The 22,216-nt window shown below is 64.2% G+C and carries 23 protein-coding genes; 6 read left to right on the top strand and 17 right to left on the bottom strand.

Annotation, left to right across the window (positions count from 1 at the left end; genetic code table 11):
- Positions 1–116: 116 nt before the first annotated feature.
- Both BI344_RS08890 and BI344_RS08885 read left to right on the top strand, forming a co-directional pair.
- Positions 117–1,049 carry a cation diffusion facilitator family transporter gene (locus BI344_RS08890; protein ID WP_071112603.1) on the top strand — a complete coding sequence of 311 codons (933 nt, stop codon included), beginning with the start codon at positions 117–119 and terminating at the stop codon, positions 1,047–1,049.
- Between the two features lie 129 nt (positions 1,050–1,178).
- Positions 1,179–1,463: a hypothetical protein gene (locus BI344_RS08885; protein WP_071112602.1), complete on the top strand. Its 285-nt coding sequence runs from the start codon at positions 1,179–1,181 to the stop codon at positions 1,461–1,463.
- A gap of 66 nt (positions 1,464–1,529) precedes the next feature.
- Here BI344_RS08885 and BI344_RS23785 read toward each other — a convergent pair whose 3' ends face one another.
- The 6 genes from BI344_RS23785 to flgA form a co-directional block, all read right to left on the bottom strand.
- Positions 1,530–1,799: a hypothetical protein gene (locus BI344_RS23785; protein ID WP_139166932.1), complete on the bottom strand. Its 270-nt coding sequence runs from the start codon at positions 1,797–1,799 to the stop codon at positions 1,530–1,532.
- Positions 1,800–1,926: 127 nt separating this feature from the next.
- Complete coding sequence (locus tag BI344_RS08875) at positions 1,927–3,291, bottom strand: DEAD/DEAH box helicase (protein ID WP_071112600.1); 1,365 nt, start codon at positions 3,289–3,291, stop codon at positions 1,927–1,929.
- Positions 3,292–3,413: 122 nt separating this feature from the next.
- A complete protein-coding gene (locus BI344_RS08870; protein ID WP_071112599.1) occupies positions 3,414–4,334 on the bottom strand; it encodes a CobD/CbiB family protein in 921 nt (306 codons plus the stop codon).
- Between the two features lie 143 nt (positions 4,335–4,477).
- Complete coding sequence (locus tag BI344_RS08865; RefSeq protein ID WP_071112598.1) at positions 4,478–4,942, bottom strand: flagella synthesis protein FlgN; 465 nt, start codon at positions 4,940–4,942, stop codon at positions 4,478–4,480.
- 42 nt (positions 4,943–4,984) lie between these two features.
- On the bottom strand, positions 4,985–5,284 hold the full coding sequence (flgM, locus tag BI344_RS08860; protein WP_071112597.1) for a flagellar biosynthesis anti-sigma factor FlgM: 300 nt from the start codon (positions 5,282–5,284) through the stop codon (positions 4,985–4,987).
- 76 nt (positions 5,285–5,360) lie between these two features.
- The gene (gene flgA / locus BI344_RS08855) at positions 5,361–6,038 is read right to left on the bottom strand and encodes a flagellar basal body P-ring formation chaperone FlgA (protein ID WP_239690863.1); all 678 of its coding nucleotides are present in this window, start codon (positions 6,036–6,038) and stop codon (positions 5,361–5,363) included.
- Between the two features lie 144 nt (positions 6,039–6,182).
- On the opposite strand from flgA, the gene BI344_RS08850 reads away from it, so the two are divergent.
- Positions 6,183–8,288 carry an autotransporter outer membrane beta-barrel domain-containing protein gene (locus tag BI344_RS08850; RefSeq protein WP_083338821.1) on the top strand — a complete coding sequence of 702 codons (2,106 nt, stop codon included), beginning with the start codon at positions 6,183–6,185 and terminating at the stop codon, positions 8,286–8,288.
- An 81-nt stretch (positions 8,289–8,369) separates the two neighbouring features.
- On the opposite strand, the gene thrC is transcribed toward BI344_RS08850, so the two are convergent.
- The 4 genes from thrC to BI344_RS08830 all read right to left on the bottom strand — a co-directional run bounded on the left by thrC (position 8,370) and on the right by BI344_RS08830 (position 12,767).
- Complete coding sequence (thrC, locus tag BI344_RS08845; RefSeq protein ID WP_071112595.1) at positions 8,370–9,779, bottom strand: threonine synthase; 1,410 nt, start codon at positions 9,777–9,779, stop codon at positions 8,370–8,372.
- Entirely contained in the window at positions 9,779–10,111 is a 333-nt protein-coding gene (locus BI344_RS08840; protein WP_071112594.1) for a hypothetical protein, read from the bottom strand. Before BI344_RS08840 ends, thrC begins: the two co-directional genes overlap by 1 nt.
- Positions 10,104–11,414, bottom strand: coding sequence for a homoserine dehydrogenase (locus tag BI344_RS08835; protein WP_071112593.1), 1,311 nt, complete (start codon positions 11,412–11,414; stop codon positions 10,104–10,106). Before BI344_RS08835 ends, BI344_RS08840 begins: the two co-directional genes overlap by 8 nt.
- A 120-nt stretch (positions 11,415–11,534) precedes the next feature.
- Positions 11,535–12,767: a pyridoxal phosphate-dependent aminotransferase gene (locus BI344_RS08830; RefSeq protein ID WP_071112592.1), complete on the bottom strand. Its 1,233-nt coding sequence runs from the start codon at positions 12,765–12,767 to the stop codon at positions 11,535–11,537.
- A 236-nt stretch (positions 12,768–13,003) separates the two neighbouring features.
- On the opposite strand from BI344_RS08830, the gene BI344_RS08825 reads away from it, so the two are divergent.
- Positions 13,004–13,372, top strand: coding sequence for an Mth938-like domain-containing protein (locus BI344_RS08825; RefSeq protein WP_071112591.1), 369 nt, complete (start codon positions 13,004–13,006; stop codon positions 13,370–13,372).
- On the opposite strand, the gene BI344_RS08820 is transcribed toward BI344_RS08825, so the two are convergent.
- The 7 genes from BI344_RS08820 to queA form a co-directional block, all read right to left on the bottom strand.
- Positions 13,369–14,694 (bottom strand): MFS transporter, encoded by a 1,326-nt coding sequence (locus BI344_RS08820; protein WP_239690862.1) that lies wholly within the window; start codon positions 14,692–14,694, stop codon positions 13,369–13,371. The genes BI344_RS08825 and BI344_RS08820 overlap by 4 nt on opposite strands.
- 357 nt (positions 14,695–15,051) lie before the next feature.
- Complete coding sequence (locus BI344_RS08815) at positions 15,052–16,368, bottom strand: NAD(P)/FAD-dependent oxidoreductase (protein WP_071112589.1); 1,317 nt, start codon at positions 16,366–16,368, stop codon at positions 15,052–15,054.
- 216 nt (positions 16,369–16,584) lie between these two features.
- The gene (gene ubiB, locus BI344_RS08810) at positions 16,585–18,111 is read right to left on the bottom strand and encodes a ubiquinone biosynthesis regulatory protein kinase UbiB (RefSeq protein WP_071112588.1); all 1,527 of its coding nucleotides are present in this window, start codon (positions 18,109–18,111) and stop codon (positions 16,585–16,587) included.
- An 8-nt stretch (positions 18,112–18,119) separates the two neighbouring features.
- A complete protein-coding gene (locus BI344_RS08805) occupies positions 18,120–18,704 on the bottom strand; it encodes a ubiquinone biosynthesis accessory factor UbiJ (protein ID WP_071112587.1) in 585 nt (194 codons plus the stop codon).
- Between the two features lie 19 nt (positions 18,705–18,723).
- A complete protein-coding gene (gene ubiE, locus BI344_RS08800; RefSeq protein WP_071112586.1) occupies positions 18,724–19,458 on the bottom strand; it encodes a bifunctional demethylmenaquinone methyltransferase/2-methoxy-6-polyprenyl-1,4-benzoquinol methylase UbiE in 735 nt (244 codons plus the stop codon).
- A gap of 2 nt (positions 19,459–19,460) precedes the next feature.
- A complete protein-coding gene (locus BI344_RS08795) occupies positions 19,461–19,832 on the bottom strand; it encodes a gamma-butyrobetaine hydroxylase family protein (protein WP_071112585.1) in 372 nt (123 codons plus the stop codon).
- A 72-nt stretch (positions 19,833–19,904) separates the two neighbouring features.
- A complete protein-coding gene (gene queA / locus BI344_RS08790) occupies positions 19,905–20,927 on the bottom strand; it encodes a tRNA preQ1(34) S-adenosylmethionine ribosyltransferase-isomerase QueA (RefSeq protein ID WP_071112584.1) in 1,023 nt (340 codons plus the stop codon).
- A 269-nt stretch (positions 20,928–21,196) separates the two neighbouring features.
- On the opposite strand from queA, the gene aroQ reads away from it, so the two are divergent.
- Positions 21,197–21,667 (top strand): type II 3-dehydroquinate dehydratase, encoded by a 471-nt coding sequence (aroQ, locus tag BI344_RS08785; RefSeq protein WP_193430969.1) that lies wholly within the window; start codon positions 21,197–21,199, stop codon positions 21,665–21,667.
- A gap of 37 nt (positions 21,668–21,704) precedes the next feature.
- Entirely contained in the window at positions 21,705–22,160 is a 456-nt protein-coding gene (gene accB, locus BI344_RS08780) for an acetyl-CoA carboxylase biotin carboxyl carrier protein (RefSeq protein ID WP_071112582.1), read from the top strand.
- Positions 22,161–22,216 lie beyond the last annotated feature (56 nt).

Below are 22,216 nucleotides of genomic sequence, written 5' to 3'. Positions count from 1 at the left end.
TGGGCTCTGCGGCTCATTCTCGTTCTCATTGTCATTTACTTTTGCAATCAATTTTTAATGACCGATAGCAAAAACAATGAGAAAATGCAGGCCGACTCCCCGACAGGAAGCCCGCGATGACGCATCCGCACCACTCCGAAACAGCCGACAACACCGAACGCCAGCGGACAGCCCGCGTCAGCACCCTGGTCAGCGTGGTGGTCAATACGCTGCTGTCAGCACTGCAGATCATTGTCGGCGTCTGGGCCCACTCTTCCGCGCTGATCGCCGACGGCATTCATTCCCTGTCCGATCTGGTGTCCGACTTCGTGGTGCTGCTGGCGGGCCGCCACAGCGGCAAGGGTCCGGACAGCGACCACCAGTACGGCCACCAGCGCTATGAAAATGCCGCCTCCATGATACTGGGCCTGCTGCTGCTGGCAGTCGGCGGCGGCATGCTGTATACCGCAGCGAACAAATTCATCCATCCCGCCGACATTCCCTCGGTGCACTCGCTGGCGCTGTGGATTGCCGCGTTGGCGCTGATCGCCAAGGAAAGCCTGTTCCGCTACATGCTGGCCGCCGCGCAAAAAGTCCGCTCCAGCATGCTGGTGGCCAATGCTTGGCATGCGCGCTCCGATGCAGCCTCCTCGCTGGTGGTGGCCGCCGGCGTGGCAGGCAATCTGATGGGTTATCCGATACTGGACCCGGTGGCGGCGCTGGTGGTGGGCTTGCTGGTCGGCCGCATGGGCTGGCGCTTCGCCTGGAACGCGCTGCACGATCTGATGGACCGCGCCGCCAGCGAGGACGATATCGCCGCCATCCGCGCCACCCTGCTCGCCACTCCCGGCATCATCGGCATCCACGACCTGCGCACCCGCAAGATGGGCGATCTGATCCTGGTGGACGTGCATCTGGAGGTGGACGGCAACATCAATGTGTTCCAGGCCCATGCCATCACCGAAGACGCGCAGCAGCGCGTGTTGCAGAAGCACCGGGTGCTGGACGTGATGACCCATATCGATCCGGCCGAGCATTACCGCGCCGGCGGCATGTCCGCCGCAGGTTAGGTCCGCGCGGCGCAAGCCTAAGCGGGGCGCGGTTTCCGGCTGCGCCATCGGGCGCGGCGGACGACATTTTGTACGTAAACGAAGTTTTTACGTGCAACTTTTCGGCTATCGTCGTAGTCTACCCATACTATGACGATACCATTTCAATCCTCTCCGCGCTGGCTGCTGCATGCACTGCTGTTGTTGCCGCTGTTGTGGCAATTTGAAAACTACGCCGTCAGTCGCGCCCCGATCAACGGCAATCCCCAGCCCACCACCATCAGCACCTGGACCGAGCATTGGCCGGCCGATACCCCCTTCCTGCTGGTGCAGGAAGTGCGCGACCAGTTCCGCCACGCCGATGCCAAGCGCGACGCCGGCACCCCGGTGCGAGATATCGCCGCCATGCCGCTCCGTCCCGCCGACGCGAGCTGAGCGCGCACCGCCCCACAATGCAAAATGCCGGCCATAAGCCGGCATTTCATCAGTGACGAACATGCGCTACAACGGCGTACTCGGCCGCGGATTGCAGATCGGACAGCTCGGATTGCTGCAATGAATCGAGCTGTTGTGCACCAAGGCGCGCAGCTGGCTCAGCCGCTCGGCCTCTCCCAATGCGCGCTGCTTGTCCTGGATCAGGCTGGCGCTGCCGTGGCTGTCCAACGAAAGCGCGCTTGCCGACATCAGCATCGGCGCCGCTTGGCAGGCCGCACTGGCCCCCAGCATCATGCCGCCCGCGCCAAGCGCGTGAACCCATTTTCTTTTCATCATCGACTCTCCTTGACTGATCTTGTCATCGGCTGTCATGCCACGCCGGTTTCATCACCTAAGACTACGGGCTATCGGCAACCATTGCAGCCAAAACAAACCCCGCTGGCGGCGGGGTTTGTTAACAGGCTTAGCGGATGATTTCCACCTTGTAGCGCGGCGGCAGCAGCAGCGCCGGAATTTCACGCCTGGTCTTGCGGCTGCGGCGGGCTGGCCGAGCCTGCTTCAGACCCTCGCCATTGCCGGTCAGCGCCGGCGCGGCAGGAATTTCGCGCTCGCGCACCACCGGTTCGCGCATGGGCTCGCGCATGCTCTGCTCGCGCGCAGCCGGCTTCGGCCGCGCCGGCTGCGGCACCGGCATGAAACCATCGACATTCTGCGGGGTCAGCGTCTGGCGGGTCAGCTTCTCGATCGCCTCGTGCTGGCGGGTCTCATCCGGACTCATCAGGGAGATGGCCACGCCCTTGGCGCCGGCGCGGCCGGTGCGGCCGATGCGGTGCACATAGTCTTCCGGCGAATTGGGCATTTCATAGTTGACCACGTACGGCAGCTCGGAAATGTCCAGGCCGCGCGCCGCCACATCGGTGGCCACCAGCACGCGCAGTTCGCCATCCTTGAACGACGCCAGCGTCTCCAGCCGCGCGCCCTGGGTCTTGTCGCCATGGATGGCCTCGGCCTGCAGGCCGTCGCGCTTCAAATCGCGCGCCAGCTGGTCGGCGCTGATCTTGGTCTTGCAGAACACGATCACCTGGCTCATATCGCGCGAACGGATCAGATGCGCCAGCACCTGGCGCTTCTTGAACGCGTCAACCTTGAACACCAGCTGTTCCACCTGGTCGTTGGTGGCGTTCTGGCGCGCCACCTCTACCGTCTGCGGCGAACGCATGAAGTCGGCGGCCAGGCGCCTGATCTCCGGCGCGAAAGTCGCGGAGAACAGCAGGGTCTGGCGCTCCTTGGGCAGCATGCTCATGATCTTGCGGATATCCTGGATGAAGCCCATGTCCAGCATGCGGTCGGCTTCATCCAGCACCAGCACTTCCACCTTGCCCAGCTGCAGGTTCTTTTGCTGGATGTGGTCCAGCAAACGACCCGGCGTGGCGATCAGGATTTCCACGCCGCGGCGCAACTCTTGGGTCTGCGGGTCCATATTCATGCCGCCGTAGACGGTGGTGGCGCGCAGAGGCAGGTATTTGGTGTAGCTTTTTACGTTTTCGCCGATCTGGTCGGCCAGTTCGCGGGTAGGAGAAATCACCAGCGCGCGCACCGGATGCATCGCCGGCGAAACGCTGGTATTGGCAAATTTCTTCAGTCGTTCCAGGATGGGCAGCATGAAGGCCGCGGTCTTGCCGGTGCCGGTCTGGGCAGCGGCCAACAAGTCACGACCGGACAGCACCAGCGGGATCGCCTTCTCCTGGATCGGCGTCGGCTGGCTATAGCCCTGCTCCTCGATGGCGCGCAGGATCTCCGGCGACAGGCCGAGTTCGGAAAACAACATGTAACACACTCCTGCAATACGTAAGGGCACGTTGCGCCTGATGCGTCAACGCGCCCCGATGTTCATTAAGTAAACCGGCGGCAGATAAATCAAATGCCGCCCAAAGGGCGGCAACTCCATCGTCAGCCCATGCGGCTGGCCACGCTGATCAGCAGGGTGACGGCCAGCCACAGCAGGGCCGAACGCCACACCAAGCCTACCGCGCTTTTCAGATAGCTGGGATCGGCATCATCACCCAGGCCCAGCTCCGGCCGGTATTTCACCGAGTAATCCTGCCGCAGCGGATCGCCCAGCTTAACTCCCAAGGCTCCTGCCGCCGAAGCCAGCAGAATGCCGTTGGCGTAGTTGCCCCAGGTCCTCGCCTGCGAACGCCAGCAGTAGATCGCGTCTTCAAAATCGCCGACGATGGCGAAAGCGGCAGCGGTCAGCCTGACGGGCATCCAATCGAGCCAACCCGCCACTCTGGCGGCGAACAAACCGAACGGATCCTCTGCGGCGTTGCGGCTGCCCCACTTCTGATTCAGCATAGAACACAAGCGGTACAACAAAGCGCCCGACGGTCCCGGCAACAACACAAACCAGAACATGGTGCCGAATACATGACGGTAGCTGTCCAGAATGCCCTGCTCGATCGCCAGACGGGAAATCTCCTCCACCGACAGCTCAGCCGTCGGCAAACCGGTCCAGTTGGACAGCGCCAGTCTCGCATCCAGATCCCGGCCTTCGGCTAGCGCCTGCGATATCTCGGAAAAAGCGCTGGAGAAATGACGGAAGCCCATGGTGAGATACAACACCAGCACATTGAAGGCAAGCGCCAGCAGCGGGCTCACCGCCTTCAGTGAATAGAACAGTAGCAGGCTGAGCAGCAGCGCGGGCACGATGGCGACCAACCAGGCCAGCACGCCATGGCGCTCGGCGCCGGCATTCAGGTTGCGCTCAAGATGGTTGGCATATCGGGTAAACAACAACCACACCCGGTTACGATTGCCGAGCGGTCGCAGTTGCTCCAAAGCCAGAGCAAGAATCAGGGAAATCAGGGTCATGGTTTCTGGAGGTGATTTTCACGGGACCGCTGAGGAAGATACCATAAAGGCGGCGCCGCCGCCCACCGAATGATGCCGCCGCGCCCGATCCATGACAAAGGGCGCCGACAAGGCGCCCTTGGTTTGTCCTCTGCGGCGCCGTCTCAAGCGGAACCCAGGAGGCGGCGGCCGCTAACCACATCCGGCTGATTGCCGCCGCGGTCGTACCCCAGCGTGGCGGCGGCGGCGGTGCGCAGCACCAGCAGCGACTCCTCAATCACGGCCAGCTTCTCGCTGACGAAGCTGCCGTTCAGCTGATTGATGCTCTGCGCGCGGTTGACGGCGTCTTCCAGCCACGTCCACGCCTCGCAGGCAGGCGGCTTGTCCGCCAGCCAGATGTACAGGGTGTCGCGGTCGAGCACGCCCAAGGCCGACATAAGGCGACCGCGCGCGGCGGACTGCTGCGCCAGCTCGTCCAGCACGCCGCTCTTGCTGTCGGCCAATTCCTCCAGCTTGTGCTCCTCGCCCTGGATCAGCAGCGCCTGCTCCTGTTCCAGCAAGACGACAAGCCGGGACACCGAGTTGGCCTCGTCCCGGCACAGCTGTACGAACTCATCAATGACAGACATATTCCTGCTTCTTTGCGCTGCTTGTCCGTAAACGGATCAACCTCAACCCTGCAACAGTTCCTGAGCCGAGGAAATCAGCCCATCGGCGATCTTGTCCGGATTGATGCTGAAACTGCCGTTGGCGATGGCGGACTTGATCGACTCCACCTTGGCGGCGTCGAACGCCGGCTGCTGAGAGCTGGGATCGTTGCCGATGGCGCTCAGGCGGCTGGCGACGGAATTGATCTGCACACTGTCGCTGCTGCTGCCTGCGCTGCTGGTCGAACTGGACGGCGCACGGGCGGTGGTCTTGCTCTGGGTGCTGTAGGTTCCCGACAGCTTGCCCGAATTATCGATCTTCATGGCCTGGCCTTCCCGTAGCTAATCTCAACTGATCCTATTATCGACCGAAAAAACAATCTCTTGAACTATTTTCTCATCAAAAAATCACGGCCACGCTGCCATCGGCCTGCACCGTGCCGCGTACTACCCTGCCATTGCTCAACCTGACCGTCACCTGCTCGCCCTGCGCGGCGTTTCCCATCGCCATGCCTTCGGCTTCAGCGGCGAAGCCATCGCCCTGCGCCTGCACCTTCACCTGCTGGTTGCTGCGCACCAGATAAGGCGCCCGCACCATGAAACTTCGCAGCCAGGCCCCGCTCGGCGCCCCGGTCCTCATCACCTGGCCGATGGCCAGATTCAAGTCCACCAGCACATTGCTCGCCAACGCCGGATTGGCGATATCCACCAGCCTGACATCGGCGGCGCTGATCATTTCGCCGGCGGCCATCGGCCGGCTCAGGACCACTCCCAGTCGCTTCTCGTTGATGCTGACCGGAATCCGCAGCGACCACCCCAGATCCGGGCAGGACACCGCGACAAAAGTCGCGCCGGTGGTCACTCCCGGCGTCGCCCAATCCGCCTTGGGCCGGCTGCAGGCCGGCAAGGCCAGCCTTCTGTCCAACTGGCCCAACTTCCAGGTGGCAGCGCGCAACTCCAGTTCGTGTTTGAGAAACTGGTTTGCCAGCCATTCCAGTTGGGCAAGGTTCTGAACGCCATCGGCCCATGCCGGCATGGTAGCCAACAGACAGCAAAACCACAGAATTAATCTTCGCATGCTTTTATTTTAGCGCAAGCCGCCATGGCTGAGCGATGGCGATTGACAAGCATCGGCAACATTCGAATAATCGTTTGAATAGAGCTTAGACTCTTGACACTAAATAAGACGAAAACATAAATCGTTCGTCCGAGGAGAAACACAATGCGTAGTCGCTTGACCGCTCTCGCCCTGGCCACCGCCCTAGCCCTGCCGGCCGCCGCAAATGCTTACAGCAACATCTATTTCTTCGGCGACAGCCTGTCCGATGTCGGCGCCTTCGGCGGCCAATCGGGCCTGCCGGCCGGCGCCCGCTGGACCACCGGCAACGGCCCCAACTGGACTAATGTGCTCACCGGCCACTATGGCCTGCAATCGCTATCCAACAATCCGCTGAACGGCGCCACCAGCAACAGCGGCAACAATTATGCCCAAGGCGGGGCGGTTGCCCAGACCTATCAATCCATCACCCAGTTTCCCGGCACCACCGGCAGCAACGGCTCGGTTGAGCAATATGGCCCTGGCGGCACCTTGCTGATTCAGGAACTGCCGCAGCAAACCGCCGCCTACCTCGCCAGCACCGGCGGCAAGGCCGACCCGAACGCGCTGTACTCCGTCTGGATCGGCGGCAACGACATCGCGGCAGCCGCAGGCACCTTGACCAGCGACAGCTCAGGCACAGCTGCAGCCAGGCTCACCGCCACGTCCGCGGCCACCGCCAGCTCGGTGATCGGCCAGTTGCAAAGCGCCGGCGCCAAAACCATCATCGTACCCAACGTGCCCAGCCTGGCATCGACTCCGCTCACGCTTTATCAAATCGTTCAGGGCGTCGCCACCAAGGCCGGCACGGTCGGAGGCTTGTCCGGAGCCGCGCTAAACACTTATGTCAACAACGCTGTCAGCGCGGCATGGCAGGTGCTGAGCAGCGGCAACGCCACCCAAAGCAACCAGGCGACACTGACCCAGCAAGCCATCGCCGCCGCGAATGCCTCCATGGGCTTGCCGGACTCAATAACAACGCTGACCTCCACCTACAATGCCGCCCTTGGCGGCCTGCAGACCCTCAGCAGCCTCTACAACTCCCAGGTCGACAACGCCTTGCTGGGCAACAACCAGCAACACGGCATAGTCCGCGCCAACATCGCCGGCTTAATGACCGAAATCTCCGCCAACCCGGGCAAGTACGGCTTCACCAACATACTCGGTTCGGCCTGCGTCACCAGCGCCATTACCTGCTCGCAAGCCACCTACCCTCAAAGCTATGTATTCACTGATGGCCTACACCCCACTCCGGCCGCGCACCAGATCATCGGCGACTACGTCTACGGCCTGCTGCAGGCGCCTTACTACGCCGCGGCGCTGCCTGACTCAGCCCTGAACAACGCCCGCCAGCTGGGCGGCGCGCTGGACAGCCGCTACCAGGCCATCCGCTCGCAAAAGCGCGCGGTCGGCACCGTCAGCGCCTTTGTCGACGGCGCCTTCAGCGACGACAAGGTCGGCTACAGCGGTATGACGGCAAAACCCAAGGGCCAGTTGTACACCCTGGGTCTGGACTATCAGGCCAGCCCGGCGCTGAGCATAGGCCTGGCGATGTCCCGCCAGCAGGGCAAGACCGACATCACCAGCACCGGCACGCCGGGCAGCGTGGATGATCGCACCACACTGATGTCCGGCCTCGTCAGCTACAACCAGGACAAATTCTGGGTGGACGGCGACATTCACCTGGGTTCCGGCGATCTGGACACCAGCCGCGCCGTCATCCTGGGACCGACGCAGGTACAGATCAACGGCAGCAGCCGCCAGACCCAGTACGGCCTGCGTGTCGGCGGCGGCTATCGCCTGCAGTACGGCAACTTCACCACCGGTCCGGTCGCCGGCCTGGATTACGCCCATGTCAAGGTGGCCGGCTTCACCGAGCAGGGCGGCAACAGCAGCAGCATGGCCTTCGGCGGACAGAACGCCAGCTCGCTGGTGGGCCGCATCGGCTGGCAGTTGGATGCCGATGTCGGCAAGTTCAGTCCCTACGCCAAGGTGAGCTTCGCCCACGAATTCCAGCAGGACGACCGCAACATCACCGCCGGCCTGGCCACCACGGTCGGCGACTGGACTACCGATATCGGCAAGGCGGGCGCCAACTGGATGGAGTGGACCGCCGGGGTCAGCGCCAACTTCAACAAAACCGTCACCGCCTACGGCCAATTCTCGCTCACCAGCGGCCGCAGCGGCGGCAACCAGACCGGCGGCAACATCGGCGTGGCCGTATCGTTCTGATCCATATCTGCGCCATGCAAAACAGGCTCCGGATTCGGAGCCTGTTTTTTTATCTGCCGCTTAAGCTGCGGCGGAAGCGGATTATTCCAGCGACTGCTCGATATAGGCCTTTACCAAGCCGGCCTCCGCCGGCAGCACCGTCACCCGCTGCGGCAGGGCCTCCAGGCCCTCGAAGCCGGCCGGACGCGGCGGCTCGCGGTCCAGCGCCTCGCGTATGGCATCGGCGAACTTGGCCGGCAGCGCGGTTTCCAGGCAGACGATATTCTCGCCGGTGCGGCGCAGTTCGCGCGCCACCTTGATGCCGTCAGCGGTGTGGGTGTCCACCACCACGCCGTCCTCGGAGTCCAACTGGCGGATGGTGACCAGGCGGTCGGCATGCGCGCTCTTGCCGGAGACGAAGCCGAACTCGTCGCTCACCCGTCGCATCTGCTCCGCATCCAGCTGGAAACCTCGGCCAGCGTCCACCTCGGCCCACAGTTTGGCCACCGCCGCGCCATCGCTGCCCAGCAGATCGAACACAAAGCGCTCGAAATTGGACGCCTTGGAGATGTCCATGGACGGGCTGGAGGTCACCCAGGTATTGGCGCTGCCGCGCGGCGCGTAGCGGCCGCTCTTGAAGAACTCGTCCAGCACGTCGTTTTCGTTGGTGGCGACGATCAGCCGGTCGATCGGCAAGCCCATCCGCCGCGCGACGTGGCCGGCGCAGACATTGCCGAAGTTGCCGGACGGCACGCAGAAGCTCGCCTTCTCGTCGTTGCCGGCCGTAGCCTGGAAATAGCCTTTGAAGTAGTACACTACCTGGGCGACGATGCGCGCCCAATTGATGGAGTTGACGGTGCCTATCCTGTGACTCGCCTTGAAGGCATGGTCATTCTGCACAGCCTTCACGATGTCCTGGCAATCGTCGAACATGCCCTGGATGGCGATGTTATGGATGTTCCCGTCCTGCAGGCTGTACATCTGCGCGCGCTGGAAGGCGCTCATCTTGCCGTCCGGGCTCAGCATGAACACATTGATGCCGGCCTTGCCGCGCATCGCGTATTCGGCGGCGGAACCGGTGTCGCCCGACGTCGCCCCTAGGATATTCAGCGTTTCGCCTCGCCGCGCCAGCACATATTCGAACAGCTGGCCGAGGAACTGCATCGCCATGTCCTTGAAGGCCAGCGTCGGACCGTTGGACAATTCCAGGATGGCGATGCCGTCATGCAGGCGCTTGAGCGGCGTGATGGCCGCGCTGCCGAACAGCTCGGGCCGGTAGGCGCGCTGGACGATGCCCTTCAGGTCGGCGTCCGGGATGTCGTCGGCGAACAGGCGGATGATCTCGAACGCCAATTCGGCATAGCCCAGGCCGCGCCAGGCGTCGAGCTGTTCGCGGCTGATCTGCGGGTAGCGTTCCGGCAACAGCAGGCCGCCATCCGGCGCCAGGCCCAGCAACACGGTTTCGGAAAACGGCAGCGGCGCCATCGCGCCGCGAGTACTGATATATCGCATCAATGTTGTTCCAGGTATTGGCCGCAGGCGGCGGAGGCTTCCTTCAGCCGCTGCTTGCCGCGCGGATCGTCTTTCTTGATCTGGCCGGTGACCACCCCCATCACCTCTTCCGAAGTGAAGGTGCTGGCCAGCTTTTCGCTGGCGCACTGGCAATAGCGCTGCACCTGCTCGTTGCCGGGCAGGCCGACACCGTCCGAGGCCGGCGTGCGCTTGACGCAACCGCGCATCAGAAAGCCCTGCAGCAGCTGGTGCTGCCCCGGGCTGAGCGGCGTGGCCGCGGCGAAACCGGTGAACAATGCGGCGCACAGGCCGGCTTGCCAATACCTAGTCATTCAATTCTTCCATCCGCAAACGCACCACCTTGCCAGCCACGCTGTCCAGCGCCTCTATGCCGGCGATGGCATGGTTGATCGCTTTTTCCTGCACCCGGTGGGTGAGGATCACCACTTCGGCGGTGCCGTCGGACACCGATCCTTTCTGGATCAGCGCCTCGATCGAGATGCCGTTTTCCGCCAGCAGGCGGGTGATGTTGGCCAACACGCCGGCGCGGTCTATCGCGCCGATGCGCAGGTAATACGAGCTGGTCACCTCGGCTATCGGCAGGATGGGCAGGTCCTGCAGCTGATCCGGCTGGAAAGCCAGATGAGGCACGCGGTGCTCGGGGTCGGAGGTGAGCAGCCGGGTGATGTCGACGATGTCGGCCACCACCGCCGAGGCGGTGGGCAAGGCGCCGGCGCCGGCGCCGTAGTACAGCGTCGGCCCCAGCGCGTCGCCCTTGACCAGCACCGCGTTCATCACGCCGTCGACATTGGCGATCAGCCGGCTCTCCGGGATCAGCGTCGGATGCACGCGCAGCTCCACGCCCTTGTCGGTGCGGCGGGTCAGGCCCAGCAGTTTCACCCGGTAGCCCAGTTCCTCGGCGTAGCGGATGTCGCGGCCGTCGAGCTGGCTGATGCCTTCCAGATAGCACTGGTCGAACTGCATCGGGATGCCGAAGGCCAGCGCCGCCATGATGGTCAGCTTGTGGCCGGCGTCGTGGCCCTCGATGTCGAAAGTGGGGTCGGCCTCGGCGTAGCCCAGCTTCTGCGCCTCGGCCAGCACGTCGGCGAAGCTGGCGCCCTTGTCGCGCATCTCGGTCAGGATGAAGTTGGAGGTGCCGTTGATGATGCCGGCGATCCACTCGATGCGGTTGGCCGCCAAGCCCTCGCGCAGCGTCTTGATGATGGGAATGCCGCCGGCCACCGCCGCCTCGAACGCCACCATCACGCCTTTTTCCTGCGCGCAGGCGAAGATTTCGGTGCCGTGCAGCGCCAAGAGCTTCTTGTTAGCGGTGACCACATGCTTGCCGTTGGCGATCGCCTTCAGCACCAGTTCCTTGGCGATGGTGTCGCCGCCGATCAGCTCGACCACGATGTCGACGTCGGGGTTGTTGACCACTTCCAGCGCGTCGGCCACCACCGGCACATCCGGCCCCAGCACCGCCTGCGCGCGGGCGCGGTCGCGGTTGGCCGCCTGGATCAGGCGGATTTCGCGCCCGGCGCGGCGGGAAATCTCGCCGGCGTTGCGCTTGAGCACCGTGGCGGTGCCGCCGCCCACCGTGCCCACGCCCATCAGGCCGATATTGATCGGTTTCATATTATGTCTCCGTTTAGTCCCTTGATTCTTGTTCCGGCAAAAGGCCGTCTGGACAGGCGCGTCCTGTCCGGACGGTCCTCGGGCGGGGAAAGGCCCGCCGGCCTCCCCGCCGTCCGGCGCTTACACGGCGCTGCCGTGGCGCTTGCGGTAGTTTTCCAGGAAACGGGCGATGCGGCCGATGGCCTCCACCAGATCGTCCGTATTGGGAAGGAATACCACGCGGAAGTGATCCGGCGCAATCCAGTTGAAGCCGCTGCCCTGCACCAGCAGCACCTTCTCCTGCTGCAACAGTTCCAGGATGAACTGCTGGTCGTCGCCTATCGGATAGACCTTGGGATCGAGCCTGGGGAACAGATACAGCGCGCCCTGCGGCTTGACGCAGGATACGCCCGGAATTTCCGTCAGCAGCTTGTAGGCCAGGTCGCGCTGGCGCGCCAGCCGCCCGCCCGGCGACACCAGGTCTTCGATGCTCTGATAACCACCCAGCGCGGTCTGGATCGCATACTGCGACGGCACATTGGCGCACAGCCGCATCGAGGCCAGCATATTGAGGCCTTCGATATAGTCCCGGGCGTGCTTCTTCTCGCCGGACAGCACCATCCAGCCGGCGCGGTAGCCGCAGGCGCGGTAGTTCTTGGACAAGCCGTTGAAGGTCACCACGAACAAGTCAGGCGCCAGCGAGCCGATGGAGGTATGGCTGGCCGCGTCGTACAACACCTTGTCGTAGATTTCGTCGGCGTAGATGATCAGCTGGTGCGCTCGCGCCACTTCGACGATCTGCTGCAACAATGCCGGCGGATACACCGCGCCGGTGGGGTTGTTGGGGTTGATGATGACGATGGCGCGGGTGGATGGGGTGATCTTGGCCTGGATGTCGGCGATGCTGGGGAACCAGCCCTGCTCCTCGTCGCACAGGTAATGCACCGCCTTGCCGCCGGCCAGGCTCACCGCGGCGGTCCACAACGGGTAGTCCGGCGCCGGCACCAGCACTTCGTCGCCGTTGTCCAGCAGCGCCTGCATCGCCATCACGATCAGCTCGGACACGCCGTTGCCGACGATGATGTCGTCCATCGCCACATTCGGCAGATGCTTCTGCTGCGCGTAATGCATGATGGCCTTGCGCGCGGCGAACAGGCCCTTGGAGTCGGAATAGCCCGACGCCGCCGGCAGGTTGACGATCACGTCCTCGATGATCTCGTCCGGCGCGAAAAAGCCGAACGGCGCCGGATTGCCGATGTTCAGCTTGATGATGCGGTGGCCTTCGTCCTCCATCTTCTTGGCATGCTCGAGCACCGGGCCGCGGATGTCGTAACAGACGTTGGCGAGTTTCTGCGATTTATGTACGGGCTGCATGGCGGCGGCGACTTCCGTATCTGGCCGCCCGCCGGACGGGACGGCATGCTTGTGGCGGTGTGGTTGCTGTTTCATGGGATCTCTTTGTTCCGCCCGGCGGCTAAAGCCACATTCAGGGCGTGGTCGCTTGAGCCCCGGGTCTGGGTATAATCCTATCCCAATCTTTGGTGCACTGCACGAGCGCCGCCAGATGCGCCGCGCGGTGGCCGCAAACCACTGCCAAGGGAGCCATTCCGATGAAAATGCACCAGTCGCTGGGACAAGGCAAAAACCTGTTCACCGGCTACGGCGCCGGCCATGTGCTGATCAACGCCCAGCGCCACGACGGCAACCTGATCGTCAGTTCGGATCAGCTTGCCGCCTGGAGCGCGCCGGACTTCGCCAGCCTGGCCGCGGAGCACTTCGAGACGCTGCTGGCCTACCGCCCGGAAGTGGTGCTGTTCGGCTCGGGCGCAAGCCAGCGCTTCGTCCACCCGCGGCTGTACGCGGCGCTGACCCAGGCCGGCATCGGCGTGGAATGCATGGACACCCAGGCCGCCTGCCGCACCTTCAACATCCTGCTGGCGGAGGACCGCCGCGTGGTGGCGGCGCTGCTGGCGATCTAGGCCGCGCCCTGCCGCTGCGGCTTGCCGCCCTGGCGGTGGTAAGCCCACACCGCCGCCGCCGAAGCCAGCGCCACCAGCGAAAGCAGGCCGAACAAGGCCTGCTGATTCCAACCCAGGCCTATCAGCACTCCGCCCAACCCCGGGCCCAGCACCGAGCCGATGCGGCCCACCCCAAGGCTCCAGCCGACGCCGGTGGCCCGCAGAGCGGTGGGATAGGAGCTGGCCGCCAGCGCATTCACCGCCGGCTGACCGCCGATGATGGCGAAGCCGGTGCCGAACAGCAGGATGAACAGCCACAGCGCCTGCCCTTCGGTCCGCCCCAGCAGCCACAACCCTAGTGCCGCCGCCAGGAAACCGGCCAGCAGCACGCGGCGATAGCCGTCCCGATCTATCCAGAAGCCCATGCTCAAGGTGCCCAGCACGCCGCCCAACTGCAACATGCTGCCGGCCAGCAGCGCGTGCCGCATGGTCAGACCCTGCGCGCGCAGTAAGGACGGCATCCAGTTGGACAGGAAGTACAACACGATCAGGTTGAGAAAACTAAGCAGCCACAACAGCAGCGTGCGCCGCGCCAGCCCCTGGGCGAACAGCGCAGCCACCGGGCTGCTGGCGGACGGCTTTTCATCCAGCCACAGCCGGGCATCCGCCGGCAGTTCGGGCGCCATCTTGCGCAGCCAGCGCGCAGCCTGCGCCGCGCGGCCGCGCAGCAGCAAAAACTGCGCCGACTCCGGCAAGGCCCGCAGCATCGGCAACCACAACAGCAGCGGCAATACGCCGCCCGCCAGAAACACCGAGCGCCAGCCGTGGGCCGGAATCAGCCAGGCCGCCAACAAGCCGCCCAGCAAGGCGCCGGCGGTGAATCCGCAGGAGATCAGCATCATCAGGCTGGCGCGCCGCGCGGCCGGACTGTATTCGCCGGCCAGGGCCATCGCGTTGGGCATGATGCCGCCCAGGCCGATGCCCGTGAGCAAGCGCAGCAGCATCAATTGCGGCAGCGTCTGCGCCGCCGCCGTCGCCAGCATGCCGATGCCGAACAGCAGCGTGCAGGCGAGCAGCACCGGGCGGCGGCCGATGCGGTCGGCCAGCGCGCCGAACAGCAGCGCGCCCAGCAGCAGGCCGAACAGGCCGGCGCTGAACACCGGCCCCAACGCCGCCTTGGCGACGCCCCAGTCTTCCAGCAAGGCCGGCGCGACATAGCCCATCGCCTGCACGTCGAAACCGTCCAATATCATGCACAGTCCGCACAGCACCAGCAGCCGCAGCTGGAAACGCCCCAGCGGCCGCTGGTTCAGCCACTGCCCCACTTCTATCGATGCCGCCATATCCCCTCGCCGACTTATGCATACGTCAAGACAGCATCGGGGAAGCGGGAGGCCGGGTCAAGCTGCGGCGCAGCAAGGGGACGACAACTGAGAAGGTCTCGGACAAACGCTCAACTAGCCGCCGGAAACAGCGGGCCGCATTTCCCGCGTAGCCATATCAGCGTGGAGTCCGCTGCGCGGACGATGATTTTGATGGCGGTTCCGCCCGCCCGATGTGCCAGGGGGCTGCGCGGCCAGCCCCCTGGCACCCCCAGGCCGCCCCAACGGCCTGAGAAACCCCGGCAAACCATTCAAAACATTCATGCCATGGATGCAAGGATCTCGGCCCTCAAGCCGCGGCGCAGGCAGAAATTGCCCTCAATGCAGCTTCAACGCAGGCCTTGCGGCCCGGCGCAGCTTGTCGCCGATGAATAGCAGCACCGCCAGCATCCAGCCGTGCACCGCCGCCTGGTGCATCCGGTACAGCGAGGCGTAGATCAGCTTGGCGCCGCGCCCCTCCACATGGTAATCGCGCTTGGGGCCCACCAGCGCCGCCAGGCTGCCCACCGCGGTGTGCTTGCCCAGCGACACCATCATGCCCTGCGGCTTGAAGACAAACGGCCGCGCCGGCTTGTCGGCCAGGCGGCGCTCCAGCTCGTCGGCCAGATAGCGCGCCTGCTGGTGCGCCACCTGGGCGGTGGCGGCCAGGAAGCGGCCGCTGTCTCCGTCCGGCGCGGCGGCGCAATCGCCCATCGCGTACACGCAGTCGCCGCCGGCGCAATGCAGCCGGGCGTCCACCACCAGCTGGTTGACCCGGTTGACCTCCAGACCGTCCAGGCTGGCCAGCCAGCCCGGCGCCTTGACGCCGGCCGCCCACACCGTGATGTCGGCCTCGATCTTGCGGCCATCGCTCAGCGCCACGCCGTCGGCCTCCACCGCCGCCACCCGGCTGTTGCTCAGCACGCCTATGCGCTTGGCCGCCAGTTGCTCCTCGGCATAGGCGGAAAGCGACGGCGGCGCGGCGGCCAGGATGCGGTCGGCGCCTTCGATCACGCTGATCCTCACCCGCTCCGGCTGCAGCCGCGCGCCGTAATGGTGCAGCTCGCACATGGTATGGTTAAGCTCGGCCGCCAGTTCCACGCCGGTGGCGCCGCCGCCGACGATGGCGATGCTGAGCGCTTTGCCAGGCGCTGCGCCGTTGCTGCAGCGGAAAGCCTGCTCCAGCACGCGGTGGCGCAGTTTTTCGGCGTCGGCGGGAGTATTGAGGAACATCGCGTGTTCGGCCACCCCGGGGGTGCCGAAGTCATTGGCCTCGGCGCCCACCGCCAGCACCAGCCAGTCGTAACCGATTTCACGTTCCGGGCTGAGCGGCAGGCCGTCGCTGCCGGTTATCGCGGACAGCCTGATGGTGCGCCGCGCCTGATCCAGGCCCTGCATGTAGCCGAACTCGAAGTCGTAGCCGTTGCGGAAGGCGTGGGCGAAATAGTTGACCTCGTCCTCGCCGGTATTGAGCGCGCCGGTGGCCACCTCGTGCAGCAGCGGCTTCCAGATGTGGGTGGGCGAACCATCCACCAGCACCACCTGCGCGCGGTGGCGCGCTCCCAGCTTGCGTCCGAGCCGGGTGGCCAGCTCCAGCCCCCCGGCCCCGCCCCCGACGATGACGATGCGCGGCAAGGCCGCGTTGCGGCTTAACATAAGCAGCTCCTTATTAGCAGTGACTTTGATCAAGGTTACCGCATTTTTCCCGGCGCCAAGCTACCCGCGCGATAATTAGCACCATGCCATGGCAAGGTCATGCCAATCGGCTGATTTTGCGCCGTTCGCCGCCCCGGCCGCGCGACCGGACCGGAAAAGAAAAAACCGCCCATTCAATGCGGAATGGACGGTTTTCTCGCGGCGGGCATCGCCGGTCTACCACAGCACCTTGGCCAGCAATCCCGCCAGCAGGACGGCGATCAGCATCAGCAGGAAATTCTGCCGCTTCTGCTCGCGCATCAGCTGGATGTAGCCCTCCACCAGCAGTTCGGTGGTGCCGGAGCCCAGCGCCTCGTTCAGCTTGCGCGGCAAGGTCGGCAGCGTGGTGGCCCATTGCGGCGCCTCGTGCTTCAAGGTGCGCAGCAGGCCGCGCCAGCCCACTTGCTCGTTCATCCACTTGGTGAGGAAGGGCTTGGCGGTGTCCCACAAGTCCAGTTCCGGGTCCAACTGGCGGCCCAGGCCTTCAATGTTCAACAGCGTCTTCTGCAGCAGCACCAGCTGCGGCTGGATTTCCACGTTGAAACGGCGGCTGGTCTCGAACAGGCGCAGCAGCACCATGCCGAACGAGATCTGCGACAGCGGCTTCTCGAAAATAGGTTCGCACACCGTGCGCACCGCCGCCTCGAGCTCTTCCGCCCGGGTCTCCTTGGGCACCCAGCCGGACTCGATGTGGGCGGTGGCGACGCGGTGGTAGTCGCGGTTGAAGAAGGCGAGGAAATTCACCGCCAGATAGTGCTTGTCGGTGTCGGTGAGGCTGCCGACGATGCCGAAATCCAACGCGATATAGCGGCCGTCCGGCGCGACGAAAATATTGCCCGGATGCATGTCGGCGTGGAAAAAGCCGTGGCGGAACACCTGGGTGAAGAAAATCTCCACGCCGAAACGGGACAGCTTCTTCAGGTCGACTCCGGCCTCGCGCAGCCTGTCCACCTGGCCCACCGGGATGCCGTGCATCCACTCCAGCGTCAGCACGTCGCGGCTGGAATAGTCGTAGAACACTTCCGGCACGATCAGTTGCTGCGAACCCTTGAAGTTGCGCCGCAGCTGCGAGGCGTTGGCCGCCTCGTGCATCATGTCCAGTTCGTCGTGCAGGTATTTGTCGAACTCAGCCACCACCTCGCGCGGCTTCAGCCGCTTGCCGTCGGCGAACAGCTTCTCCACCCAGCCGGCCAGCGTGCGCATCAGCGACAAGTCCTGCTCGATCACCGGCAGGATGCCCGGGCGCAGCACCTTCACCGCCACTTCGCGGCCGCGGCCGCCATCCGGCTGCCTCAGCCAAGCCTTGTGCACCTGCGCCACCGAGGCGCTGGCCACCGGCGTCAGATTGAAATCGACATAGATTTGATCGAGCTTGCGCCCCAGGCTGGCCTCCACCACCTGCTGCGCCAATGCGCCGTCGAACGGTGGCACCCGGTCTTGCAGGCGCGCCAGCTCGTCGGCATATTCCGGCGGCAGCAGGTCGCGGCGCGTGGACAGCACCTGGCCGAACTTGACGAAGATCGGCCCCAGACTTTCCAGCGCCAGCCGCACCCGCTCGGGCAGCGGCGCGCTGACGTCGCGGCTCACCGGGCACAGGGCAAACAGCCTGTGCAAAAAGGCCAGTTTGGAGTGGCCCTCGAGGAAATCGTCCAGACCATAGCGGTACAGGGTGGCAACTATCTTCAGCGAACGCGATATCGACATAAAGTCCGTCAGGTCTGGGAATTCTGTTTATTGAGCGCGGCTTCCAGCCGCGCCAAGCGCTTGTCCAGCCGGCCGGCGTCATCGCGCAGATGGTCCACCTCGGCGACGAAGCGGCCCACCAGATGGCGGCTGGCCAGCACCGGCGCTTCCTCGCGCAGATGCTCCACCCAGTTTTCCGCCAGGCGGAAGGCCAGTTGGCCCTTGAAACCGAACAGGCCGCGCGCCAGGGTCTCGATCCGCTGCGCGGCGACGTCGCCGAACACCCGCGACAGGTCTTCGCCGGCATGCCAATGCAACTGGCCGACGATACGGCCCAGAGCGGTCGCCAGCTCGGTGTCGCCTTCCAGCGCGATGTCAGCCAGCTGCGGGGGCTGGCCGGACAACTGCGACAACAGCGCGCCATGGCGCAGCCTGAGCCTCGCCTCCGGCTCGCCCGCGCAGGCGGCCAGCCAGCCGTCATCGGTAATCACCCCGGCCACTTCCAACGGCGGCAAGACAATCGCCACCCGGCGACCAACGTGAGCCGCCAGTTCGGCGCGCCGCGCCGGATGCTGGTTCAGCAGATGGTTGAAGGCTGCTATCTGGATGGCCATCGCGCGCTCCCGGCTGAGGTCAGAACTTGAAGCCCTTGTGCAGCGCCACCACGCCGCCTGTCAGATTGTGGTAGTCGGCCTTGCCGCAACCAGCGTCCAGCATCATCTGCTTCAGGGTTTCCTGGTCCGGATGCATGCGGATGGATTCGGCCAGATACTGGTAGCTGTCGGCGTCGTTCGCCACCAGCTTGCCCATGATGGGCAGTGCCTTGAACGAGTAGAAGTCGTAAAACGGCGCCAGCGGCTTCCACACCTTGGAGAACTCCAGCACGAATAATTTGCCGCCCGGCTTCAGCACCCGGCACATTTCTTTCAGCGCCGCGTCCTTGTGGGTCATGTTGCGCAGGCCGAAAGCCACCGACACCGCGTCGAAGTAATTGTCCGGGAACGGCAGCTTCTCGGCGTCGGCCAGCGACACCGGCAGGATCACGCCCTCGTCCAGCAGGCGGTCGCGTCCGACGGTCAGCATCGAGCTGTTGATGTCGGTCAGCCAGACTTCGCCGGTCTTGCCGACGCGCTTGGCCCAGCCGCGCGCCAGGTCGCCGGTGCCACCGGCGATGTCCAGCACCTTGTCGCCGGCGCGCACGCCGGAAGTGGTGAGGGTGAAATGCTTCCAGACGCGGTGCAGGCCGCCCGACATCAGATCATTCATCACGTCGTACTTGCCGGCCACCGAATGGAACACCTCGGCCACCTTGCCGGCCTTCTCGCTTTCGTCGACGGTCTTGAAACCGAAATGCGTGCTCTTGTCCATGCTCACTCCCTGCTCGCGCCGGCGGCGGCGAGCTTATCCAGATATTGCTGCCAGTACTGGTCGCGCCTGGCGCCCAGCTCGTATAGATAGCTCCAGCTGTACAAGCCGCTGTCATGGCCATCGTCGAAAGTGATCTTCAGCGCGTAGTGGCCGATGGGTTCCAGCGCGGTGATGCCGACATGGCGCTTGCCCACCTGCAAGGTTTCCTGTCCGACGCCGTGGCCGCGCACTTCCGCCGACGGGGAGTGGACGCGCAGGTATTCGCACGGCAGCTCGAAGCGGGCGCCGTCGTCGAAGGCGATTTCCAGCACCCGGGACACGGCGTGCAGCTGGATTTCCATCGGCTGGGCAGCGTTGGGAACGGCTATGGACATGGCTTGCTTTCTGTTGGTTCGACTGCGTCAGACCGGACGGGCAGTGCCCCCCGGCGCCTTCATAAGGAAACCTTAGTCTTTTTTCTCCAACAGCATGGCGTCGCCATAGCTGAAGAAGCGGTATTGCTGTTCCACCGCATGACGGTAGGCCTGGCGAATCTCGTCGTAACCGGCGAACGCCGATACCAGCATCAGCAGCGTGGACTTGGGCAGATGGAAATTGGTCAGCAGGCGGTCCACCACGCGGAAGCGGTAACCTGGCGTGATGAAGATGTCGGTCTCGCCGCGGCCGGCCGCCAGGTCGCCGCCGCGCGCGGCGGACTCCAGCGCGCGCACGCTGGTGGTGCCCACCGCCACCACGCGGTTGCCGCGGGCGCGGACGCGGGCGATCGCGTCCACCGTCGCCTGCGGGATTTCGTAGATCTCGCTGTGCATCTTGTGCTCGGCCACATTCTCCACCTTCACCGGCAGAAAGGTGCCGGCGCCGACGTGCAGCGTGACGAAGGCGGTTTCCACGCCCTCGGCCTGCAGCTTGGCCAGCAGTTCGTCGGTGAAGTGCAGGCCGGCGGTAGGCGCCGCCACCGCGCCCTGCTCGCGGGCGTAGACGGTCTGGTAGCGCTCATCGTCGTCGCCTTCGGCGCTGCGCTCTATATAAGGCGGCAGCGGCAGCTTGCCGGAGGCCTCCAGAATGTCGAACAGCTTGTCCTCGGCCAGGAAGCGCAGTTTGAACAGCGAGCCCTGGCGCTCGACCATCTCCGCCTCCCAGCGGCCGGCGAAGATCAGCCGGCTGCCCGGTTTGGGCGATTTGGACGAGCGCACGTGCGCCAGCGCGGTGTGGTCGTCGAGCACGCGCTCGATCAGCGCCTCTATCTTGCCGCCGCTGGCCTTCTCGCCGAACAGCCGGGCGCGGATAACGCGAGTGTCGTTGAACACCAGAAGATCGCCGGCCTGCAATCTGGCAGGCAGATCGGCGAAAGTCTGGTCGGACAGGTTCATGCCGTCCACGTGCAGCAGGCGGCTGGCGCCGCGAACCGCGGGCGGATGCTGGGCAATCAATGCCTCAGGCAGGTGGTAATCGAAGTCGGAGAGCTGCATACGGGAACAATCATTCAGAATCGGCAAATTATACCCGCGCCAACCCGCCCGGCACAGTGCCGCGCATCATATCGTCGCTTGGGCAGGCTTGACCGACGCCGATATTCCATTTACATATTGCAAACATGCCACAATGATTTTCCCCTTAAAATCTAATGCTTTCACTCTAAAATCAGTGTTTGGCCGCGGCCAGCCTTGCCTAAACAACCGTTTTAAATTCCGCAAATGCTGGACATTTTGCGGCGAATTGCGGCAAACTCGCGGCCAAGATGAAAAACAGGAGTCAGGCTTTGAGCCGATCCATCCTCGTGCTGCACGGCCCTAACCTCAATCTGCTTGGGGCGCGGGAACCTCAACACTATGGCCGGGACACCCTTGACGACATCAATCAGCGCTTGGTCAAACAGGCCAAGTCGGCTGGTTTTGCCTTATCGGCGTTGCAGAGCAACGCCGAGCATGTATTGATAGAACGCATACACCAATGTCTGGATGACGGCACCGCCTTCATCCTGATCAATCCGGCGGCCTTCACCCACACCAGCGTCGCGCTGCGAGACGCGCTGGCCGGGGTCAAGCTGCCGTTCATTGAAGTACATCTATCCAACGTCCACGCCCGCGAGCCGTTCCGCCAGCATTCGTATTTTTCCGATCTGGCGGTCGGCGTCATCTGCGGGCTGGGCGCCCACGGTTACGAGCTGGCGCTTGCGCACGCCGTACGGCATCTTGCCGCGCAAGCCTGACCACCGTTACAGAACATCCCATTCTGAAGGATTGACAATGGACCTGCGTAAACTGAAGAAACTGATCGACTTGGTCGAAGAGTCCGGCATCGCCGAACTGGAAGTGACCGAGGGCGAAGAAAAAGTCCGTATCACCCGCGTATCCGCCAACCAGCAGGTTTACGCCCAACCGATGGCGCAGATGTACGCTGCGCCGTCGGCCGCGCCAGCCGCTGCGGCGGCTCCGGTTGCCGAAGCCGCAGCGCCCGCCGCCAGCGACAAGAACGCGATGAAGTCGCCGATGGTCGGCACCTTCTACCGCTCGCCGAGCCCCGGCTCCAAGTCCTTCGTCGAAGTGGGCCAGAGCGTCAACGCCGGCGATACCTTGTGCATCATCGAAGCGATGAAGCTGATGAACGAGATCGAAGCCGACCGTTCGGGCGTGGTGAAAGCCATCCTGGTGGAAGACGGCCAGCCGGTGGAATACGGCGAACCGCTGTTCGTCATCGAGTAAAGCACTCGGACGACATCGCGAGATTCAGGGCACGGCCAAGGTCTGTGCCCTTGTCG

This window comes from Chromobacterium sphagni (assembly GCF_001855555.1).
Classification (GTDB): domain Bacteria; phylum Pseudomonadota; class Gammaproteobacteria; order Burkholderiales; family Chromobacteriaceae; genus Chromobacterium; species Chromobacterium sphagni.
The sequence above is the reverse complement of the archived record's forward strand: the minus strand, read 5'-3'. Positions and strand labels throughout refer to the sequence as shown.

Bases quoted from the DNA above. Each gene is read 5' to 3' on its own strand.
- BI344_RS08890 (WP_071112603.1), top strand. From the start codon at position 117: ATGACGCATCCGCACCACTCCGAAACAGCCGACAACACCGAACGCCAG.
- BI344_RS08885 (WP_071112602.1), top strand. From the start codon at position 1,179: ATGACGATACCATTTCAATCCTCTCCGCGCTGGCTGCTGCATGCACTG.
- BI344_RS23785 (WP_139166932.1), bottom strand. From the start codon at position 1,799: ATGATGAAAAGAAAATGGGTTCACGCGCTTGGCGCGGGCGGCATGATG.
- BI344_RS08875 (WP_071112600.1), bottom strand. From the start codon at position 3,291: ATGTTGTTTTCCGAACTCGGCCTGTCGCCGGAGATCCTGCGCGCCATC.
- BI344_RS08870 (WP_071112599.1), bottom strand. From the start codon at position 4,334: ATGACCCTGATTTCCCTGATTCTTGCTCTGGCTTTGGAGCAACTGCGA.
- BI344_RS08865 (WP_071112598.1), bottom strand. From the start codon at position 4,942: ATGTCTGTCATTGATGAGTTCGTACAGCTGTGCCGGGACGAGGCCAAC.
- flgM (WP_071112597.1), bottom strand. From the start codon at position 5,284: ATGAAGATCGATAATTCGGGCAAGCTGTCGGGAACCTACAGCACCCAG.
- flgA (WP_239690863.1), bottom strand. From the start codon at position 6,038: ATGCGAAGATTAATTCTGTGGTTTTGCTGTCTGTTGGCTACCATGCCG.
- BI344_RS08850 (WP_083338821.1), top strand. From the start codon at position 6,183: ATGCGTAGTCGCTTGACCGCTCTCGCCCTGGCCACCGCCCTAGCCCTG.
- thrC (WP_071112595.1), bottom strand. From the start codon at position 9,779: ATGCGATATATCAGTACTCGCGGCGCGATGGCGCCGCTGCCGTTTTCC.
- BI344_RS08840 (WP_071112594.1), bottom strand. From the start codon at position 10,111: ATGACTAGGTATTGGCAAGCCGGCCTGTGCGCCGCATTGTTCACCGGT.
- BI344_RS08835 (WP_071112593.1), bottom strand. From the start codon at position 11,414: ATGAAACCGATCAATATCGGCCTGATGGGCGTGGGCACGGTGGGCGGC.
- BI344_RS08830 (WP_071112592.1), bottom strand. From the start codon at position 12,767: ATGCAGCCCGTACATAAATCGCAGAAACTCGCCAACGTCTGTTACGAC.
- BI344_RS08825 (WP_071112591.1), top strand. From the start codon at position 13,004: ATGAAAATGCACCAGTCGCTGGGACAAGGCAAAAACCTGTTCACCGGC.
- BI344_RS08820 (WP_239690862.1), bottom strand. From the start codon at position 14,694: ATGGCGGCATCGATAGAAGTGGGGCAGTGGCTGAACCAGCGGCCGCTG.
- BI344_RS08815 (WP_071112589.1), bottom strand. From the start codon at position 16,368: ATGTTAAGCCGCAACGCGGCCTTGCCGCGCATCGTCATCGTCGGGGGC.
- ubiB (WP_071112588.1), bottom strand. From the start codon at position 18,111: ATGTCGATATCGCGTTCGCTGAAGATAGTTGCCACCCTGTACCGCTAT.
- BI344_RS08805 (WP_071112587.1), bottom strand. From the start codon at position 18,704: ATGGCCATCCAGATAGCAGCCTTCAACCATCTGCTGAACCAGCATCCG.
- ubiE (WP_071112586.1), bottom strand. From the start codon at position 19,458: ATGGACAAGAGCACGCATTTCGGTTTCAAGACCGTCGACGAAAGCGAG.
- BI344_RS08795 (WP_071112585.1), bottom strand. From the start codon at position 19,832: ATGTCCATAGCCGTTCCCAACGCTGCCCAGCCGATGGAAATCCAGCTG.
- queA (WP_071112584.1), bottom strand. From the start codon at position 20,927: ATGCAGCTCTCCGACTTCGATTACCACCTGCCTGAGGCATTGATTGCC.
- aroQ (WP_193430969.1), top strand. From the start codon at position 21,197: ATGAAAAACAGGAGTCAGGCTTTGAGCCGATCCATCCTCGTGCTGCAC.
- accB (WP_071112582.1), top strand. From the start codon at position 21,705: ATGGACCTGCGTAAACTGAAGAAACTGATCGACTTGGTCGAAGAGTCC.